This is a genomic window from Kitasatospora griseola, from assembly GCF_014648555.1.
GTDB classification, from domain to species: Bacteria; Actinomycetota; Actinomycetes; order Streptomycetales; family Streptomycetaceae; genus Kitasatospora; species Kitasatospora griseola.
The window spans coordinates 205,521-221,097 of the sequence record NZ_BMRI01000010.1 but is presented as its reverse complement, the minus strand read 5'-3'; the positions used below and the strand labels follow the sequence as shown (position 1 = coordinate 221,097).

Genomic DNA, 15,577 nt, shown 5'->3' with positions numbered 1-15,577 from the left:
CGGCGGTAAGGAGGATTAGCGTGCCGGGTGTGTACCGATTCCTGCTGTCCGCGCGCTGGGCGGTCATCGTCCTGCTGGCGCTGGTGCTGATCCCGACCATGGTCCGGTTGGGGTTCTGGCAGTACCACCGTCACGAGGCGCGGGTGGCCCGCAACGACCTGGTGGCCCGGAACCTGGGCAGCCCGCCCGTCGCCTTCGACTCGATCTCCTCCCCCGGCTGGTCGGTCCCCGGCGGCGAGGTGTGGCGCACCGTCACCGCGCAGGGGCACTACGACACCGCGCACGAGGTGGTCATCCGCGGCCGCACCGAGCCCGGCGGCAGCTCCATCGGCTACTTCGTGATCACCCCGCTGGTGCTGTCCGACGGCAAGGGCTCGGTCCTGGTCAACCGCGGCTGGGTGGACTCCGGCGCGGGCGCCGCCGACTTCCCCGCCGTGCCCGCCCCGCCGGCCGGCGAGGTGACGGTGACCGGGCGGCTGCGCGCCGACGAGACGTACGCCAAGGTCGGCGTGAAGAACCGCGGCGGCCTGCCGGACCGGATGTACAAGGTGATCAACACCGAGGAGCAGGCCAAGTTCTCCGGCGCCACCGTGCTCGGCGGCTACCTGGAGCTCGCCTCCTCCCAGCCCGCCGCCGGCGCCGCCCCCGTCCTGCTCGCCGAGCCCGGCCACTCCGACATCGGCCCGCACATGGCGTACGCCATCCAGTGGTGGCTGTTCACCACGCTGATCCCGGTCGGCGTCGTGGTGCTGGCCCGCCGCGAGGCCAAGCAGCACGCGGCGAAGCCGGTGGCGGCGGACGGGGAACTGGTCGGCGCTACCAGCTGAGCGACGGCGGTTCGAGCAACTGCTCGGCCCAGATGGTCTTGCCGGTGCGGGTGTAGCGGCTGCCCCAGCGTTCGGTGAGCTGGGCGACCAGGTACAGGCCGCGGCCGCCCTCGTCGGTGAGCCGGGCCCGGCGCATCCGCGGCTGGGTGGCGCTCGGGTCGGACACCTCGCAGGTCAGCACCGAGGAGCGGATCAGGCGCACCACCACCGGCCCGCCCGCGTACCGGATCGCGTTGGTGACCAGCTCGCTGAGCACCAGCTCGGTGGTGAACACCAGCTCGCCCAGCCCCCACTGCTCCAGCGTCCGGCTGGCCGACTCCCGCACCCCGGCGACCGCCGCCGGGTCGGCCTCGATGGTCCAGGCCGCGGTGTCCTCCGGCAGGACGTGATGCAGCCGGGCCAGCAGCAGCGTCACGTCGTCGCTCTGGGCCGCGGTGGACATCTCCGCGACGATCGCCCGCCCGGCGGCGGCCAGGTCGCCGCGCAGATCGACCTCGCCGAGCTGCGCGGCCAGCTGCGCCATGCCCTCGTCGACGTCGCCGCCGCCCCCGATCAGCCCGTCGGTGTACAGCGCCAGCACGCTGCCGGCCCGCGGCGCGCACTCGGCGGCCTCGAACGGCAGCCCGCCGATGCCGAGCGGCGGCCCCGGGTTGACCGCCAGGTACTCGACCCGCCCGTCGGGGTGCACCAGCGCGGGCGGCGGGTGCCCGGCACTGGCGGTCTGGCAGATCCCGGTCACCGGGTCGTAGACGGCGTACACGCAGGTCGCCCCGGACGGGTCGGCGACGCCGCGTTCGCGTTCCTCCTCGCTGCCCTCGACCACCAGCTGGGAGACCAGGTCGTCCAGGTGCACCAGCAGCTCGTCGGGCTCCAGGTCCAGGTCCGCGAGGGTGCGCACGGCGGTGCGCAGCCGGCCCATGGTGGCGCTGGCCTGGAGTCCGTGGCCGACCACGTCGCCGGCCACCAGCGCGACCCGGGCCGAGGAGAGCGGGATGACGTCGAACCAGTCGCCGCCGACGCCGGTCGCGGTGTCGGTGGGCCGGTAGATGCTCGCGGTGGTCGCGGCGGGCACCGCCGTCTCGGCGGGCGGCAGCAGGCTGCGCTGGAGGCCGACGGCGGCCCGGTGCTCGCGGGTGTAGCGGCGGGCGTTGTCCAGCGCGAGCGAGGCCCGGGCGGCGATCTCCCGGAGCAGGTCGAGGTCCTCGTGCCGGTACGGGCCCTCCGCCGGGTCCCGGCGCACGGTCACCCGGCCCAGCGGGCCGCTGCGCGCCTTCAACGGGGCGCTCATCGACGGCGGATCCTCCGTCGAACCGGCCGACGCCCCGAGCACCTCCCGTCCCAGCGGCCCGAGCGGGCGGTCGTCGGCCCGCGGCGGCCCCGCCGTCGCGGTACGGCGCACGGCGAGCCGACCGTCCGTGTCGGGCTGCGGATCGTCGCCGCTGAACACGGCCTCCGCGATGTCCACCTCGACGCGGTCCCCGAGCCCGGGGACCAGCACCCCGGCCAGGTCCTCGGCGTTGCCCGCCACCGACAGCGAACCGCCGACGGCGGCGGTGGCCCGGTGCAGCACATCGGCCCGCCGCCGGTACCGGTGCAACTCGGTGACGTCGCCGAACAGCGCGGTCACGCCGATCACCGCGCCGTCCAGCGCCTGCAGCCGGAACGCCTGGATCTCCATCACCGCCCCGCCCCGGGGATCGTCCAGCGGACGGATCCGCAGCGCGGTGCGCACCACCGGCTCCCCCGTGGTGACCACATGCCGCAGGATCGCCTCCACGGCGTCGGCGTCATCGGGCTGCAGGTAGTCGTGCAGCTTGGACCCGGCCAGGCCGTCGGGCAGGCCGGTGTACGGCAGCAGATGGGAGTTGGTGCGCAGCAGCCGCAGGTCGGAGTCGAACACGGCCAGGCCGAGCTGGTCCTGCAGGAACAGCTCCCGGGTGAACGCCTCGTCCTGCCGCCGCCGGGCCACCATGTCGGCGGGAGTGGCCAGCACCAGCGCCCGCACCCCGTCGCCCTCCCCCGTCAGCGGCAGCACCTGGTACGCGACCTCCAGCGGAACCCCGCTGCCGGTCCGCAGCCGCACCTCGCCCGATCGACGGCCCAGCAGGTGCTCCCCGCCGTCGTCCGCCAGCAGCTCACGGGCGGGGCGGCCGGTGACCTGGGCGGCGTCCAGCGCGAGCAACTGCTCCGCGGCGGCGGTCCAGCCGACGACGAGGCCGTCGCGGTCGACCAACGCGGCCGCGACGCCGTCGATGTTCGGCAACCGCCTGCGTTCCATGGGCTGCACCTCGGGTGGGTGGACCGGTCCCCCCATCTTCGAACGGTTCCCGGCCGCGCGCCATTGACACCCGGCCCGGCGCTCACCGTCGGTGACGAACCCCGGCGGCCCCGCATCCCGGTGGGCCTACCGTCACCCGGCGACACCGACCGGCGAGAATGACCCGCATGGATCTCGGACTCAAGGACAAGGTGTACGTGGTCACCGGCTCGACCCGGGGACTCGGCCACGCCACCGCCGAACAACTGGTCGCCGAGGGCGCCCGCGTCGTCATCACCGGCCGCACCGAAACCTCGGTCGCCGCCGCGGCCCGCGCCCTCGGCCCCCACGCGTACGGGGTGGCCGCCGACAATGCCGATCCGGCCACCCCGCAACGCCTGATCGACGCCGCGACCAGCCGCTTCGGCGGCTTCGACGGCATGCTGATCAGCGTCGGCGGCCCCGCCGCCGGACCGGTCGCCACCGCCAGCGACGAAGCCTGGGGCGCGGCCTTCGACTCCGTCTTCCTCGGCGCCGTCCGGCTGGCCCGCGCCGCCGCCGAACGCCTCCCCTCCGGCGGCGTCATCGCCTTCGTCCTCTCCACCTCCGTCCGCCAGCCGATCCCCGGCCTCGGCATCTCCAACGGCCTGCGCCCCGGCCTCGCCATGGCCGCCAAGACCCTCGCCGACGAGCTCGGCCCGCGCGGCATCCGCGTCCTCGGCCTGCTCCCCGGCCGCATCGACACCGACCGGGTCCGCGAACTCGACTCCCTCGCCCCCGACCCCGCCGCCGCCCGCGAAGCCGCGACCGCCGGCATCCCCCTCCGCCGCTACGGCACGCCCGCCGAGTTCGGCCGCACCGCGGCCTTCCTGCTGTCCCCGGCCGCGTCGTACCTGACGGGAGTGATGGTGCCGGTCGACGGCGGCGCGACGCGAGGTCTGTAAGGGGAGGCGCACCATCAGGGGCGTTGGGGCACCCCCAGCGCCCCTGATGGTGCAGCCCACCTGCGTCAGTGCACCCTCGGTGCCTTGTTCCGCTCCTTGCGCGGCCGCGCCACCCGGAGGCGGAGCTCGGCGGGAAGGGCCGCCAGGCCCAGGGAGTGGCGGGCGTGTTCCACCGGGCCGGTGTGGAAGGCGTCGATCAGGGCGGCGGTGTCCGCGCCGGGGGTGAGTCGCAGGACGGTGTGCACCTGGGGCCGGCGGGCCGCGCCGGTGACCCGGACGGTGACCCGGTCGACCTCCGGGAGGGCGATGGTCTCCGTCTCGATCGCGTCCTCGACGGCCCGGCTGCGCACGTGCAGGGCGAAGTGCTGCTGCCCCGGCGCGGCGGGCGACGGCAGGTCGACGCCGGCCGGGCCGCCGCGCCGCAGTTGCGAGAACAGCCACCACAGTCCGCCGAGCACCACCAGCACGGGCACCGCGATCGCCACCGGCCACCACCAGTCGCGCTCGGTCCAGCGGGTACGACTCGCGGTGCTGAGCACCGGTTGGTCGGGCGAGGTGAGCGGCCACCAGTGCGGTGGGGTGATCCCCAGGTGCCGGTAGACGTCCAGTCCGCCGAGCAGCACCAGCGCCCCGCCGACCAGCAGCAGGAGCCCGACCACGGCCAGGACGGTGCGGTTGACGGCGCGTCGGCTCATCGGGGCGGCTCCAGCTCGGCGAGTTCGCGACGGTGGTGACGCTCCCGCACCGTCCGGGTGCGGACGTCCAGCCGGTGCGGGCCGGCCAGCGGGATCCGCTCCAGCTCGGCCCGCAGGTGGCGTTCCACCCCGGCCGGGTCGGTGGTGCCGGTGACCGTCACCCGGGTCCGCCACCGCCGCACCTTCACGTGCCAGGAGTGCAGGTCGGCGTGCTGCTGGGCCCGGCGGGAGAGCAGCGCGGCGACGGCGCTGCGGTGGATCGCCGTGCCGCGCGGCTCCAGCGCGAGCCAGCCGCGCAGCCCACGCCGGAACGCCAGCGTCAGCAGCACCACTCCGAGCAGCACCGCGCCGGCGGCGAAGCCCAGCACCCACGGGTCGTCGAGGTGGCGGGTCGCCAACTGGTGCGCCAGGTCCCGTCGCCACGGCCGGGCCTGGCCGCCGGAGCGCACCGCGATCAGGTCGTACAGCAGCGTCCCGGCGGCCACCACCAGGACGGCCACCACCAGCGCCGTCACCACCCCGCGCTCGGACCGCAGCCAGCGGCCGGCCCGGCGCTTGCGCGGCTCCTCCACCATCGTGCTCATCGCAGCCCCGCCGGGTGCAGGCGGTCCACGATCACCTCGGCCGAGGCGACGGGAGTGCCGGTCAGCTCGGCGACCCGCGTGCACGCGGCGTCCCGCACCGTCCGGGCCAGCATCGCGACGTCGCACGGGAACGGCAGCTCGACGTGCAGGGTGAGCCGGACCCGGCCGTGCGTGTACAGCGCCGAGGCCCTCGGCTGCGGCACCGGCTCCGGGCGGGGGCGCCAGGCCGGGGCGAGCGCGTCGGCAGCGGCGCGGGCCGCGATCCGGCGGTACACCCGGTCGGCGATCTGCTCACTGCCGCGCTGCGCGGGCGGGGCCGCCACCCCCGGAACCGCCATCAGCGCCGCCGGTCCCGGCCGCGCAGCAGCTCACCGAGCTCGCCGAGCTCCAGGTCCCCCTCGATCACCCGGCCCACCACGAAGCCCACCGCGCCGAGCGCCGCGACCAGCAGGAACGCGGCGAACCCGCCGAAGTAGCCGGCGAAGCCGAGGGCCATGCCGGCGAGCAGACCCACCAACGCCAGGTTCATCCGCCGCTCCTTCGCGGTCCGTCTCGAAAGGGTCCGTCCCCGTCAGGGCCGGCTCACTGCACCCGCGGTCGCCGCCCGGAGGACGAGGGTTCCTCTTCCTCCTCCTCGTCCGGCTCGTCCGGGAGGTGGACGTCGTTCACGGCGATGTTCACCTCGACCACCTCCAGGCCGGTCATCCGCTCGACCGCCTCGATGATGTTCGCCCGCACCTCCGAGGCCAGCCGCGGAATCACCACCCCGTACTCCACCACCAGCGCGATGTCGATGGCGGTCTGCTTCTCGCCGACCTCCGCCTTGATCCCGCGCCCGACACTCGACTTCGACCCAGGCACCCGGTCCCGCATCGCACCGAACGTCCGCGAGAACCCCGACCCCAACGCATGGATCCCGGACACCTCGCGGGCCGCCATCCCGGCGATCTTCTCCACCACCCCCACCGCGAGCGCCGTCCGCCCACGCTCACCGCTCGACTGCGCCTCCGTCACGCTCTTCTGCAGATCCGCGGGCGTGGGGGTGTGGGGCTGCGCCATGTCGGGCCTCCTGACGTTCGAGTCCAGCTATATCGCAAATCACCGCAACCCTGACATTTCGCCACGCGACGCGCTCGCGCTGCGCGCAAGGGGAGTACAGACAGGGGTGCTGAGGGCACCCCCCAGCACCCCTGATTCGCCTCCGCTACATGCCCGCCAGGTCCCGGAGGCGGCGCGCCTGCGCCTCGCGCTCCGCCGCCCGCTGCTGGTCGTACGTCCGGTCGCCGGCGCCCTGGAGCAGGGCCTTGGTCTCGATGACGGCGTTGCGCGGCGCGGCCAGCAGCGCGGCGGCGAGGTCGTTCGCGGCGGCCGCGAGATCCGCCACCGGGACGGCGACGTTGGCGAGGCCGGTGGCGACGGCCTCCTCGGCGCCCACGCGGCGACCGGTGGCGCAGATCTCCAGGGCACGGGCGTAGCCGACCAGGTCGGTGAGGGGCTTGGTGCCGGTGAGGTCGGGGACCAGGCCGAGGGAGGTCTCCTTCATGGCGAACTGGACGTCGTCGGCGACCACGCGGAGGTCGCAGGCGAGGGCGAGCTGGAAGCCGGCGCCGACGGCGTGGCCCTGGACGGCCGCGATGGAGATCAGGTCGGTGCGGCGCCACCAGGTGAAGGCCTCCTGGTAGAAGGCGATGGTGGCGTCGAGTTCGGCGTCGGCGGAGGCGGCGAGCTGGAGGAAGCCGGTCTCGCCGGGGATGCCCTCGGGGGTGAACATGGCGCGGTCGAGGCCGGCCGAGAAGGAGGAGCCCTCGGCCTGGAGGAGGACGACCCGGACGGTGCCGGGCAGGGCGCGGCCGATCGCGGCGAGGGCGCGCCACATGGCGGGGGTCTGGGCGTTGCGGCGCTTGGCGTCGCAGAGCGTGACGGTGGCGAGTTCGCCGTTCAGGTCGAGGCGGACGCCGGACTGCTCCCACGCGGTGCGGTCGGTGTCGGGAATGTGGGTGGTCATGGCGGGGCTACCTCCAGCGACATGGCGGGGACGCCCGCCGACCCCGACGGGCTACTGGAGAGTAACAAAGCGTCGGATCGACGTACAGGAATGCCGGCGGAATGCTCGCGAAATGGCCCCCGCAAGGGCCCGGAAACGGCGGTCGGCGGCTCGGGAGAACCCGGCCGCCGATCCGTGTGGAACGTCTTGCATTGGCGAACAGCGTACTGGTGCAGCATGGGCAGTCGGGCTGCTCTGGCACCGCCCGCCGGAACTGATGGATCGTCAGGAACCGGCGGCCGCAGCGGTTTTGCCCTTGCCACGAGTGGCGCCGCCACGACCGCGGAGGTTGACCCCGGACTCACTGAGCATCCGGTGGACGAAGCCGTAGGAGCGGCCCGTCTCCTCCGCGAGGGCGCGAATGCTCGCGCCGGAGTCGTACTTCTTCTTGAGATCGGCCGCGAGCTTCTCACGCGCGGCACCTGTCACCCGGCTGCCCTTTTTCAGAGTCTCGGCCACCCGTGCCTCCTCGTAGAGGTGATCAGTCAGATTCCCATGATCACCCATTGCAAGGCTCCTGGCCACCCATTCGACAAGGTCCGTCGCCGGAAAGCGGGCTCGTCCGGTGGTGTTCGCTCCGCACCACGGCGCTCACGGAGGGTGTGCGCGCCCCTCCCGGATTCGCTCCGCCGAGCGAATCCGCTGCTCAGCCCGGCCGGGGCCGGGCCCCGGCGGCCCGGGCGTACAGAGTCAACGGGCGCGCCGGTCCGGGTGTTCCCGGGTTGGACGGATGACCAGTTCTTCTCGTACCGGTGACCGACCCGGCGTCTACTCGCGGTTCAGGCGAGCGACACCAGGTCGTGATAGGCCGGGCTCCACAGGTCCTCGACGCCGTCGGGGAGCAGGATGATCCGCTCGGGCTGGAGCGCGTCCACCGCGCCCTCGTCGTGGGTGACCAGGACGACCGCGCCGGTGAAGGTGCGCAGCGCGCCGAGGATCTCCTCGCGGCTGGCCGGGTCCAGGTTGTTGGTGGGCTCGTCGAGCAGCAGCACGTTGGCGCTGGAGACCACCAGCGACGCCAGCGCGAGCCGGGTCTTCTCGCCACCGGAGAGCACGCCGGCCGGCTTGTCGACGTCGTCGCCGGAGAACAGGAACGAGCCGAGGATCTTCCGGATCTGCACCAGGTCGGTGTCGGGCGCGGCGGACCGCATGTTCTCCAGCACGGTGCGCTCGGGGTCGAGCGTCTCGTGCTCCTGGGCGTAGTAGCCGATCTTCAGGCCGTGGCCCGGGATCACCTCGCCGGTGTCCGGCTTCTCCACGCCGGCCAGCATCCGCAGCAGGGTGGTCTTGCCCGCGCCGTTGAGGCCGAGGATGACGACCCGGGAGCCGCGGTCGATCGCCAGGCCCACGTCGGTGAAGATCTCCAGCGAGCCGTACGACTTCGACAGGCCCTCGGCCGTGAGCGGGGTCTTGCCGCACGGGGCCGGGTCCGGGAAGCGCAGCTTGGCGACCTTGTCGGACTGGCGGACCTGCTCCAGCCCGGAGAGCAGCTTCTCGGCGCGGCGGGCCATGTTCTGCGCGGCGACGGTCTTGGTGGCCTTGGCCCGCATCTTGTCGGCCTGCGAGTTGAGCGTCGCGGCCTTCTTCTCGGCGTTGGCGCGCTCGCGCTTGCGGCGCTTCTCGTCGTCCTCGCGCTGCTGCTGGTACTGCTTCCAGCCCATGTTGTAGACGTCGATGGCGGAGCGGTTGGCGTCCAGGTAGAAGACCTTGTTGACGACCGTCTCGACCAGGTCGACGTCGTGCGAGATGACGATGAAGCCGCCCTTGTAGGTCTTCAGGAAGTCCCGCAGCCAGGCGATCGAGTCCGCGTCGAGGTGGTTGGTGGGCTCGTCCAGCAGCAGGATGTCGGCGTCCGAGAACAGGATCCGGGCCAGCTCGACGCGGCGACGCTGACCACCGGAGAGGGTGTGCAGCGGCTGACCGAGGATGCGGTCGGGCAGACCGAGCGCGGCGGCGATGGTGGCGGCCTCGGCCTCGGCGGCGTAACCGCCCTTGGTGAGGAACTCGGTCTCCAGCCGGGCGTACTTCTTCATCGCGTTGTCGCGGGTGGCGCCCTTGCCGTTGGCCATCCGCTCCTCGTTCTCGCGCATCTTCTTGAGCACGGTGTCGAGGCCGCGGGCGGACAGGATGCGGTCCCGGGCGAGCACGTCCAGGTCGCCGGTGCGCGGGTCCTGCGGGAGGTAGCCGACCTCACCGGAACTGGTGACGGTGCCACCGGCCGGCAGGCCCTCGCCCGCGAGCACCTTGGTGAGCGTGGTCTTGCCCGCGCCGTTGCGGCCGACCAGACCGATCCGGTCGCCCGGGGCGATCCGGAAGCTGGCCGACTCGATCAGGATGCGGGCACCGGCACGGAGCTCCAGGGCGTTCGCGGAAATCATGGCTGGGGTCACTCCTAGACGTGGGTATGGCACTCAGCCATGCGCTCCAGTCTACGGGAGGGCGCGATCCGTCTTCCCGGGCCGGTCAACCCGAGGGGTGCGAAGCCGGGGAGAGCGTCGCCGGTGCAGCCCGCTGCGCTCGCGCAACGCCGTTACTTCTCGCAGGTGGGCGTCGTCGCCGCGAACGGCACCGAAGCCCCGCAGTTGCTCTCCCTCGCACCGCGGGTGGTGTCGTACACCCAGGTGCCGATGACCGGGCCGTCGTCGATCGCGATCCGGTGGCTGTCCAGCGGGTGCATCAGGACGTCGGGGCCGGTGTTGAGGAAGTTGCCGGGTGCGGTGAGGGAGAAGACCATGACGCCGCCGGGCAGTTGGCGGGCGCCGGGGCCGGTGGTGGGCGGGCAGACCCGGGGGATCAGGACCGCGTCGTCGCTCTGTGCGGTGCGGGCCGGGTCGAAGGTGCAGCCCGCCGGGGGGCGGGAGTTGAAGCGGAGGTCGCCGTCGCGGTCGCGGAAGCCCATCAGCAGGCCGGGGGTGACCACGGTGATGAACGCGTCGGCCTTCGGGTCCGCGGAGGGGTGCAGCGCGGCGGCAGCCCGCTTCGTCGCGAGCTGCTTGCGCTGCTCCTCGGTGCGGTCGGCCGCGCCGGGTTCGCCGTCGGCGCTCAGCCAGTCGGCCAGGCCGGGGACGCTGCGGTGCCAGCGCACCGAGTGGTCGGCCGGGTTGACGGCCGTCACCATGCCGTCGTCCCAGACCACCGCGGCGTCCTCGCCGAGCATGGTGAGGTGGAGGGCGGTGCTGCCGTCCCGGCGGTAGGACCAGAGGTGTTCGCCGGTGGCGCGGGAGAAGGCCTCCACGCCGGGGCCGACCTTCAGCTCCAGGTCTCCGGCGCCGGTCGACTGGGCGCCGACCGGGCTGGCGTTCGCCGCGCCGGGCAGGACCTGGTCTCCGAACGGCTGCGGGCGGTTGGCGTGCGCCGCTGCACCGGCCGCGAGGACCAGCAGTGCGGCGGCGGCGGGCAGGACCGATCGGGGCGACAGACTGCGCAGCGGATTGAAGGACACGGCCGGAGCGTACCGTCCGGCCCCGGCGGAAAGCAGCTGGATTCGAACGCGCCACGCCGTTGCCGCACGCCTTATTCGGTTCCGACACCACCGGCTCCGACCTGCGTCGGCCAAGCCCTTCCCGCCCCGTACGGCCCGCTAGGGTACGGCTTCGACCGGCCGACGGACTGTTACAGAGGTGAGACAGGATGCAATTCGACGACGACGCCCAGCTCGACGACTCGCAGGTGCAGGACCGCCGGGGCATCCCCGGCGGCGGGCTGGCGATCGGCGGTGGCGCGGTCGGCATCCTCGGCCTGGTGCTGGCACTGGTGTTCGGGTTCGACCCGGGTCTGCTGAACTCAGTGACCGGCTCCGGCGGCAGCAAGCCCGCGACGGGGCAGGCCGCCGGTTCCACGGACCAGCAGACCTCGACCTGCAAGACCGGCGCGGACGCCAACAAGCGGCAGGACTGCCGGATCCTGGCGGTGGTGAACAGCGTGCAGAACTACTGGCAGGGCGACTTCGCGAGCCGCGGCAGGCAGTACTCGCTCGCGCCGACCGTGCTGTTCACCGACCGGGTCCAGACCGCCTGCGGCGCGGCGACCTCGGCGGTCGGGCCGTTCTACTGCCCGGGCGACCACAAGGCCTACTTCGATCTCGGCTTCTTCAACGACATGACCCGCCAACTGGGCGCCCAGGGCGGCCCGTTCGCGGAGGCGTACGTGGTGGCCCACGAGTACGGGCACCACGTGCAGACGCTGCTCGGCACCATGGCGAAGGTCGGCAACGACCGGCAGGGCGCGGACAGCGCCTCGGTGAAGCTGGAGCTCCAGGCGGACTGCTACGCGGGCGTGTGGACGCACCACGCCACCACCACTCCGCAGGCCTCCACCGGCCGTCCGCTGATCACCAAGCTGACCGACGAGGACATCGCCCGGGCGCTGGACGCCGCCGAGTCGGTCGGCGACGACCGGATCCAGCAGCGCGCCACCGGAAAGACCAACCCGGAGACCTGGACGCACGGCTCCTCGGCGCAGCGCACCCAGTGGTTCACCACCGGCTACCGGACCGGCGACCTGACGAAGTGCAACACCTTCGGCTGACCGGCGGACTCGACGGGGTGATATGCAGCCTTTCTGACGGTCTGTCAGGTTAGGCTCCAGGGGCCGACGTTGTCCCCGATCTCGTTCGGAGTGAGCCCATGCGCCTCGGCCGACTGACCCTGGCCGCCGCCGCTCTGCTGCTGATGACGACCGCGAGCGTGCCCTCGGGCACGCCGCTCAGCCAGACCGAGCGGCACACGGCCCTCTCCTCGGACGCCGTCCGGCCCCGCGGCACGGCGCCCCGCCCCGCGGTGCAACGGGCCCTGCACGAGGTGCCGTTCGGCGCCTTCGTCGGCTCCTGGAACGACTACATCCCGAACATCGCCCGGATGGCGTCCTGGCTGAACAACGCCAACATGCAGGTCGGCCACACCTACCTGGCCGGCAACGGCTGGCAGGACGTCGAGGGCGAGCCGGTGGTGCTCGGCCTGTGGTCGCAGTGGCGGCAGGCCGACCCGGCCCGGCGGCTGGTGCTGGGCGTGCCGATGCTGGTCCCCAACGAGGCCAACGTGCCGGACGCCGAGGTGGCCGGCCTGCTGGCCCGCGGCAACAAGGGCGAGTTCGACCAGCACTTCCTGCGGCTGGCCCGCAAGTTGGTGGCGCTGGGGGGCGGCGACACCGTCCTCACCCTGGGCTGGGAGATGAACGGCACCACCTACACCTCGCGCTGCCGGCCCGACCCGAGCGCCTGGAAGACGTACTGGCGGCGGATCGTCGGCGTGATGCGCTCGGTGCCCGGGCAGCACTTCACCTTCGACTTCACCCCCACCCGCGGGCTGGACGCGATCCCCTGGACGCGCTGCTACCCGGGCGACGACGTGGTCGACATCCTCGGGATGGACAGCTACGACATGCCCGCGGGCGCCACCTTCGACGACTACGTCAGGGAACCCTACGGGCTGCAGGACCAGGTGGAGTTCGCGGCCAAGCGCGGCAAGCCGGTCTCCTACCCGGAGTGGGGGCTGTTCCACAACGGCGACAACCCGGAGTACGTGCGGCGGATGGTGGAGTGGATGCGCACCCACGACACCGCCTACCAGACCGTCACCGACTACTGCCCGCACGGCTTCTGGCAGTGCAAGGACAACCCGAAGTCGGCGGAGGTCTACCGGCAGTTGATGTCGGGCTCGACCGGGGCGGCGGGGTAGCCGAGCCGTCACCGGAGCCGGGCCCGCACCAGCGCCTCCTTCAGCTTCGGCAGCCTGGTCCGCAGCAGCTGCACCGCGGCGATCCGGGCCCGCACCCGCAGGGCCCGGGCCGCGGCGAACGGGGCGAGCCGGCCGGGGCCGAACACCAGTCGCTGGTTGGGGAGTTGATCCGGCCGCCAACGCTGCTTGTACGGCTCCTGGCCGCGCAGCAGGCTCAACTGCGGGATCCCGGCGGCGCGCACCTCGTCCAGCGCGGCGCCGAACAGCAGGCCGGCGATGTCCAGCCGCTCGCGCAGTGCCGGGTGGGCGCCGTACATGTACAGGCCGCCGAACGGGGCGCAGAGCAGCACCAGGTCGACCGCCAGCACCTCCCCGTCGAGCTCGAAGCGCTGTATGGCCGCCCGGCGGGTGGCCACCAGTCCGGCGGTGGACTCGGCGAGGTGGTGCGCGAAACGCTCGCTGCGGTGCTCCGGGGTGACTCCGCGGGCCTGCCACTGGAGGCGGTGCAGGCGAAGCAACTCGCGGACGGTGTCCGGGACTTCGTCGGCCGTGGCGGAGTGCACCCGGATCCCGGCCTCGGCGATCCTGCGCAGCTTGACCCGGCTGCGCTGCGCGGTCTTGCCGGGCAGCCGCTTGAGCAGCTCGTCCATCGGGACGGCGGGCAGGTACTGGCACATCGAGTCGGCGAACCGGTGCCGGCGGCCCCGCCAGTGCGCGAACACCCGCTGCACGGCCGCCTCGGGGCGCACCTCGCGCAGTTCCAGGCTGTGCCAGGGGCGGCGCAGCGGCAGTGCGGCGGCGAGTTCGGCCGCGGCCCGGTCGGCGCACTCGTCGTCCAGCAGCACGTCGGTGAAGTCGACCAGGCCCGCGCCCAGGTTGGTCAGGCCGCCGAACGGGCCGCGACGGCGCAGCGCGGCGGCGGCGACCAGCCGCCCGTCGCGGCGGACCAGCACCACGACCAGCCCGCCGGGCCGGCCGTAGCCGCGCCACCAGGACCGCAGCCACGGCGCGGCCTGGAACGCGGTGGCGGTGGAGCAGCGCCGGTACAGGTCGTCCCACTCGTCGGCGACCAGGTCCAACGCGTCGTCGGTGCGCAGCACTTCGGCGGCCCACCGGTCGCGGTCGGCGACGGAACGGTCGCCCTGGGCGGGCACCCGGACATCGGCGGAACGCTGTTGACGGAGCTTCACCGGTACACCCCCTCGGACCGCGAGGTCTCGGCCTGGACGGGCAGCACGGCCCCGACGGCCGGGACGGTCCTGCGGCGGGTGAGCATCACCAGCGTGCCGAGCAGGACGCCGGCCGCGCCGCCGACCGCGGTGTCCAGCGTGGCGGACGGCGAGGTCGGGGCGTCGGGTTCGGCGGCGGCGGCCAGTTGGACCAGCTTGACGCCGGTCTCCCTGCTGCCCGCATTGCCGAACGCGATCAGCGACCTGGCGACCGCGCCGGCGTTCTGCACCGCGTCCTCGGGCCGACGGCCGGTGCCGGTGATCTCGATCACCGGGGCGTCCGGGGAGGTGGTGCCGCGCACCAGGGCGGCCAGCGCGGTCACCGAGTGGTGCGTTTCGGCGGCGGCGCCGAGCAGCACCTGCGGCTGGCCGGTGAGCCGGCCGTAAGCCTGCGCGAAATTGACGGCATTGGCGTTCTCGCCCTGAGCCTGCGGCACCACCACCACGTACGCGGACGAGGCGTAGGAGGGGTGCGAGACGACGGCATAGCCGGCGCCGACCGCCGCACCGAGCGGAACGGCAACGGCCATCGGCCACCAACGGCGGGCCAACGCGCGAGCGCGGCGGCGTAGTTCGGGCATCGGGGTGACTCCAGAAGAACGAGAGAGGACGAGGTCGCGGACGCGAGCCGCCGAACCCGGCGCGACGGCGACGGCCGCCGACCACCGGCGGCGCGCCAGCGCACGGGCGCGGCGGCGGAGATCGGGCATCGGGAGGACTCCAGAGAGCGAAAGGGGACGAGGTCAGTGCGCGACAGCGCGCAGCACCGGGCCGGGACCGGGCCGCAAGGTGAAAACGGCCGTCAACTCCCGGACGCAGCAGCCGGGTCCGGACGACAGCGGCCAGGCGCGGCGGCATGGCGAGGATCGGGCATCGGGAGGGCTCCAGGGAACAGAGGGGACGGGGTCAGCGCGCGCCGGCGCGGCGTCGGGCGGGGTGGCGGGGGCCCGGTAGGGTGCCGGCCGACTCGCGGTAGAGGGTGGCCAGTTCGGCTGCGATGCGGGTGATGTCGTAGTGGGCGACGGCGGGCGGCACCGGGACGGGGCCGGGTGGTGCGGCCGCAGCCGCCGTCAGTTCGCGGGCGTAGCGGGCGGGTTCGGACGGCAGCAGTCGGGCGTGCGGGGCGGCGGCGGGCGGCAGTTCGGCCAGGGCCGGGCAGGCGGAGTGCAGGACCGGCAGACCGGCGGCCAGCGCCTCCAGTGCGGCGAGCCCGAAAGTCTCCGCGCGGGACGGCGAGACCAGGATGTCCATCGCGGTGAGCAGTTCGGGCACGTCGTCGCGTTCGCCGGTGAGCACCAGTCGGTCGCGGACGCCCAGCTGCT

17 protein-coding genes are annotated in these 15,577 nt (G+C 73.5%); 4 read left to right on the top strand and 13 right to left on the bottom strand.

Features of this window, described 5'->3' with window-relative positions; genetic code table 11:
- The first annotated feature begins 20 nt into the window (after positions 1-20).
- Positions 21-827 carry an SURF1 family cytochrome oxidase biogenesis protein gene (locus IEZ12_RS15795; RefSeq protein WP_308431039.1) on the top strand — a complete coding sequence of 269 codons (807 nt, stop codon included), beginning with the start codon at positions 21-23 and terminating at the stop codon, positions 825-827.
- On the opposite strand, the gene IEZ12_RS15790 is transcribed toward IEZ12_RS15795, so the two are convergent.
- Positions 817-3,105: a SpoIIE family protein phosphatase gene (locus IEZ12_RS15790; RefSeq protein WP_229847572.1), complete on the bottom strand. Its 2,289-nt coding sequence runs from the start codon at positions 3,103-3,105 to the stop codon at positions 817-819. The two genes, IEZ12_RS15795 and IEZ12_RS15790, sit on opposite strands and share 11 nt — an antisense overlap.
- 167 nt (positions 3,106-3,272) lie before the next feature.
- Here IEZ12_RS15790 and IEZ12_RS15785 point away from each other — a divergent pair, with 167 nt between their 5' ends.
- Complete coding sequence (locus tag IEZ12_RS15785) at positions 3,273-4,028, top strand: SDR family oxidoreductase (protein WP_189272603.1); 756 nt, start codon at positions 3,273-3,275, stop codon at positions 4,026-4,028.
- Positions 4,029-4,093: 65 nt separating this feature from the next.
- Here the strand turns inward: IEZ12_RS15785 and IEZ12_RS15780 are convergent, their stop codons facing one another.
- From IEZ12_RS15780 to IEZ12_RS15740, 9 genes are all read right to left on the bottom strand, one after another.
- Positions 4,094-4,723 (bottom strand): Asp23/Gls24 family envelope stress response protein, encoded by a 630-nt coding sequence (locus tag IEZ12_RS15780; RefSeq protein WP_189272602.1) that lies wholly within the window; start codon positions 4,721-4,723, stop codon positions 4,094-4,096.
- Positions 4,720-5,307: a DUF6286 domain-containing protein gene (locus tag IEZ12_RS15775; protein WP_189272601.1), complete on the bottom strand. Its 588-nt coding sequence runs from the start codon at positions 5,305-5,307 to the stop codon at positions 4,720-4,722. Before IEZ12_RS15775 ends, IEZ12_RS15780 begins: the two co-directional genes overlap by 4 nt.
- A complete protein-coding gene (locus IEZ12_RS15770; protein ID WP_189272600.1) occupies positions 5,304-5,645 on the bottom strand; it encodes a hypothetical protein in 342 nt (113 codons plus the stop codon). Before IEZ12_RS15770 ends, IEZ12_RS15775 begins: the two co-directional genes overlap by 4 nt.
- On the bottom strand, positions 5,645-5,836 hold the full coding sequence (locus IEZ12_RS15765) for a hypothetical protein (protein ID WP_043910146.1): 192 nt from the start codon (positions 5,834-5,836) through the stop codon (positions 5,645-5,647). The genes IEZ12_RS15770 and IEZ12_RS15765 overlap by 1 nt, the downstream gene beginning before the upstream one ends.
- Positions 5,837-5,889: 53 nt before the next feature.
- Positions 5,890-6,366, bottom strand: coding sequence for an Asp23/Gls24 family envelope stress response protein (locus IEZ12_RS15760; protein ID WP_189272599.1), 477 nt, complete (start codon positions 6,364-6,366; stop codon positions 5,890-5,892).
- A gap of 145 nt (positions 6,367-6,511) precedes the next feature.
- Positions 6,512-7,312 (bottom strand): enoyl-CoA hydratase/isomerase family protein, encoded by an 801-nt coding sequence (locus IEZ12_RS15755; protein ID WP_189272598.1) that lies wholly within the window; start codon positions 7,310-7,312, stop codon positions 6,512-6,514.
- A gap of 264 nt (positions 7,313-7,576) precedes the next feature.
- Complete coding sequence (locus IEZ12_RS15750) at positions 7,577-7,810, bottom strand: helix-turn-helix domain-containing protein (RefSeq protein ID WP_043912348.1); 234 nt, start codon at positions 7,808-7,810, stop codon at positions 7,577-7,579.
- 320 nt (positions 7,811-8,130) lie between these two features.
- Entirely contained in the window at positions 8,131-9,729 is a 1,599-nt protein-coding gene (gene abc-f, locus IEZ12_RS15745; protein WP_189272597.1) for a ribosomal protection-like ABC-F family protein, read from the bottom strand.
- Positions 9,730-9,881: 152 nt separating this feature from the next.
- Complete coding sequence (locus IEZ12_RS15740) at positions 9,882-10,793, bottom strand: PQQ-binding-like beta-propeller repeat protein (protein ID WP_043910142.1); 912 nt, start codon at positions 10,791-10,793, stop codon at positions 9,882-9,884.
- 188 nt (positions 10,794-10,981) lie between these two features.
- On the opposite strand from IEZ12_RS15740, the gene ypfJ reads away from it, so the two are divergent.
- Positions 10,982-11,878: a KPN_02809 family neutral zinc metallopeptidase gene (ypfJ, locus tag IEZ12_RS15735; protein ID WP_189272596.1), complete on the top strand. Its 897-nt coding sequence runs from the start codon at positions 10,982-10,984 to the stop codon at positions 11,876-11,878.
- Positions 11,879-11,976: 98 nt separating this feature from the next.
- Complete coding sequence (locus tag IEZ12_RS15730) at positions 11,977-13,026, top strand: glycoside hydrolase family 26 protein (protein WP_189272595.1); 1,050 nt, start codon at positions 11,977-11,979, stop codon at positions 13,024-13,026.
- Between the two features lie 8 nt (positions 13,027-13,034).
- On the opposite strand, the gene IEZ12_RS15725 is transcribed toward IEZ12_RS15730, so the two are convergent.
- From IEZ12_RS15725 to IEZ12_RS38460, 3 genes are all read right to left on the bottom strand, one after another.
- Positions 13,035-14,216: a GNAT family N-acetyltransferase gene (locus IEZ12_RS15725; protein ID WP_189272594.1), complete on the bottom strand. Its 1,182-nt coding sequence runs from the start codon at positions 14,214-14,216 to the stop codon at positions 13,035-13,037.
- The gene (locus IEZ12_RS15720) at positions 14,213-14,836 is read right to left on the bottom strand and encodes a Wzz/FepE/Etk N-terminal domain-containing protein (RefSeq protein ID WP_268250254.1); all 624 of its coding nucleotides are present in this window, start codon (positions 14,834-14,836) and stop codon (positions 14,213-14,215) included. Before IEZ12_RS15720 ends, IEZ12_RS15725 begins: the two co-directional genes overlap by 4 nt.
- A 325-nt stretch (positions 14,837-15,161) precedes the next feature.
- Positions 15,162-15,577: glycosyltransferase (locus IEZ12_RS38460; protein WP_229847571.1), on the bottom strand; the 416-nt coding region annotated here is incomplete at its 5' end.

What these genes read in the sequence shown, in the direction of transcription:
- IEZ12_RS15720 (WP_268250254.1), bottom strand. Translation starts at nt 14,836, where the DNA reads ATGCCCGAACTACGCCGCCGCGCTCGCGCGTTGGCCCGCCGTTGGTGG.
- IEZ12_RS15780 (WP_189272602.1), bottom strand. Translation starts at nt 4,723, where the DNA reads ATGAGCCGACGCGCCGTCAACCGCACCGTCCTGGCCGTGGTCGGGCTC.
- IEZ12_RS15770 (WP_189272600.1), bottom strand. Translation starts at nt 5,645, where the DNA reads ATGGCGGTTCCGGGGGTGGCGGCCCCGCCCGCGCAGCGCGGCAGTGAG.
- IEZ12_RS15790 (WP_229847572.1), bottom strand. Translation starts at nt 3,105, where the DNA reads ATGGAACGCAGGCGGTTGCCGAACATCGACGGCGTCGCGGCCGCGTTG.
- IEZ12_RS15775 (WP_189272601.1), bottom strand. Translation starts at nt 5,307, where the DNA reads ATGAGCACGATGGTGGAGGAGCCGCGCAAGCGCCGGGCCGGCCGCTGG.
- IEZ12_RS15755 (WP_189272598.1), bottom strand. Translation starts at nt 7,312, where the DNA reads ATGACCACCCACATTCCCGACACCGACCGCACCGCGTGGGAGCAGTCC.
- IEZ12_RS15760 (WP_189272599.1), bottom strand. Translation starts at nt 6,366, where the DNA reads ATGGCGCAGCCCCACACCCCCACGCCCGCGGATCTGCAGAAGAGCGTG.
- abc-f (WP_189272597.1), bottom strand. Translation starts at nt 9,729, where the DNA reads ATGATTTCCGCGAACGCCCTGGAGCTCCGTGCCGGTGCCCGCATCCTG.
- IEZ12_RS15765 (WP_043910146.1), bottom strand. Translation starts at nt 5,836, where the DNA reads ATGAACCTGGCGTTGGTGGGTCTGCTCGCCGGCATGGCCCTCGGCTTC.
- IEZ12_RS15785 (WP_189272603.1), top strand. Translation starts at nt 3,273, where the DNA reads ATGGATCTCGGACTCAAGGACAAGGTGTACGTGGTCACCGGCTCGACC.
- IEZ12_RS15730 (WP_189272595.1), top strand. Translation starts at nt 11,977, where the DNA reads ATGCGCCTCGGCCGACTGACCCTGGCCGCCGCCGCTCTGCTGCTGATG.
- ypfJ (WP_189272596.1), top strand. Translation starts at nt 10,982, where the DNA reads ATGCAATTCGACGACGACGCCCAGCTCGACGACTCGCAGGTGCAGGAC.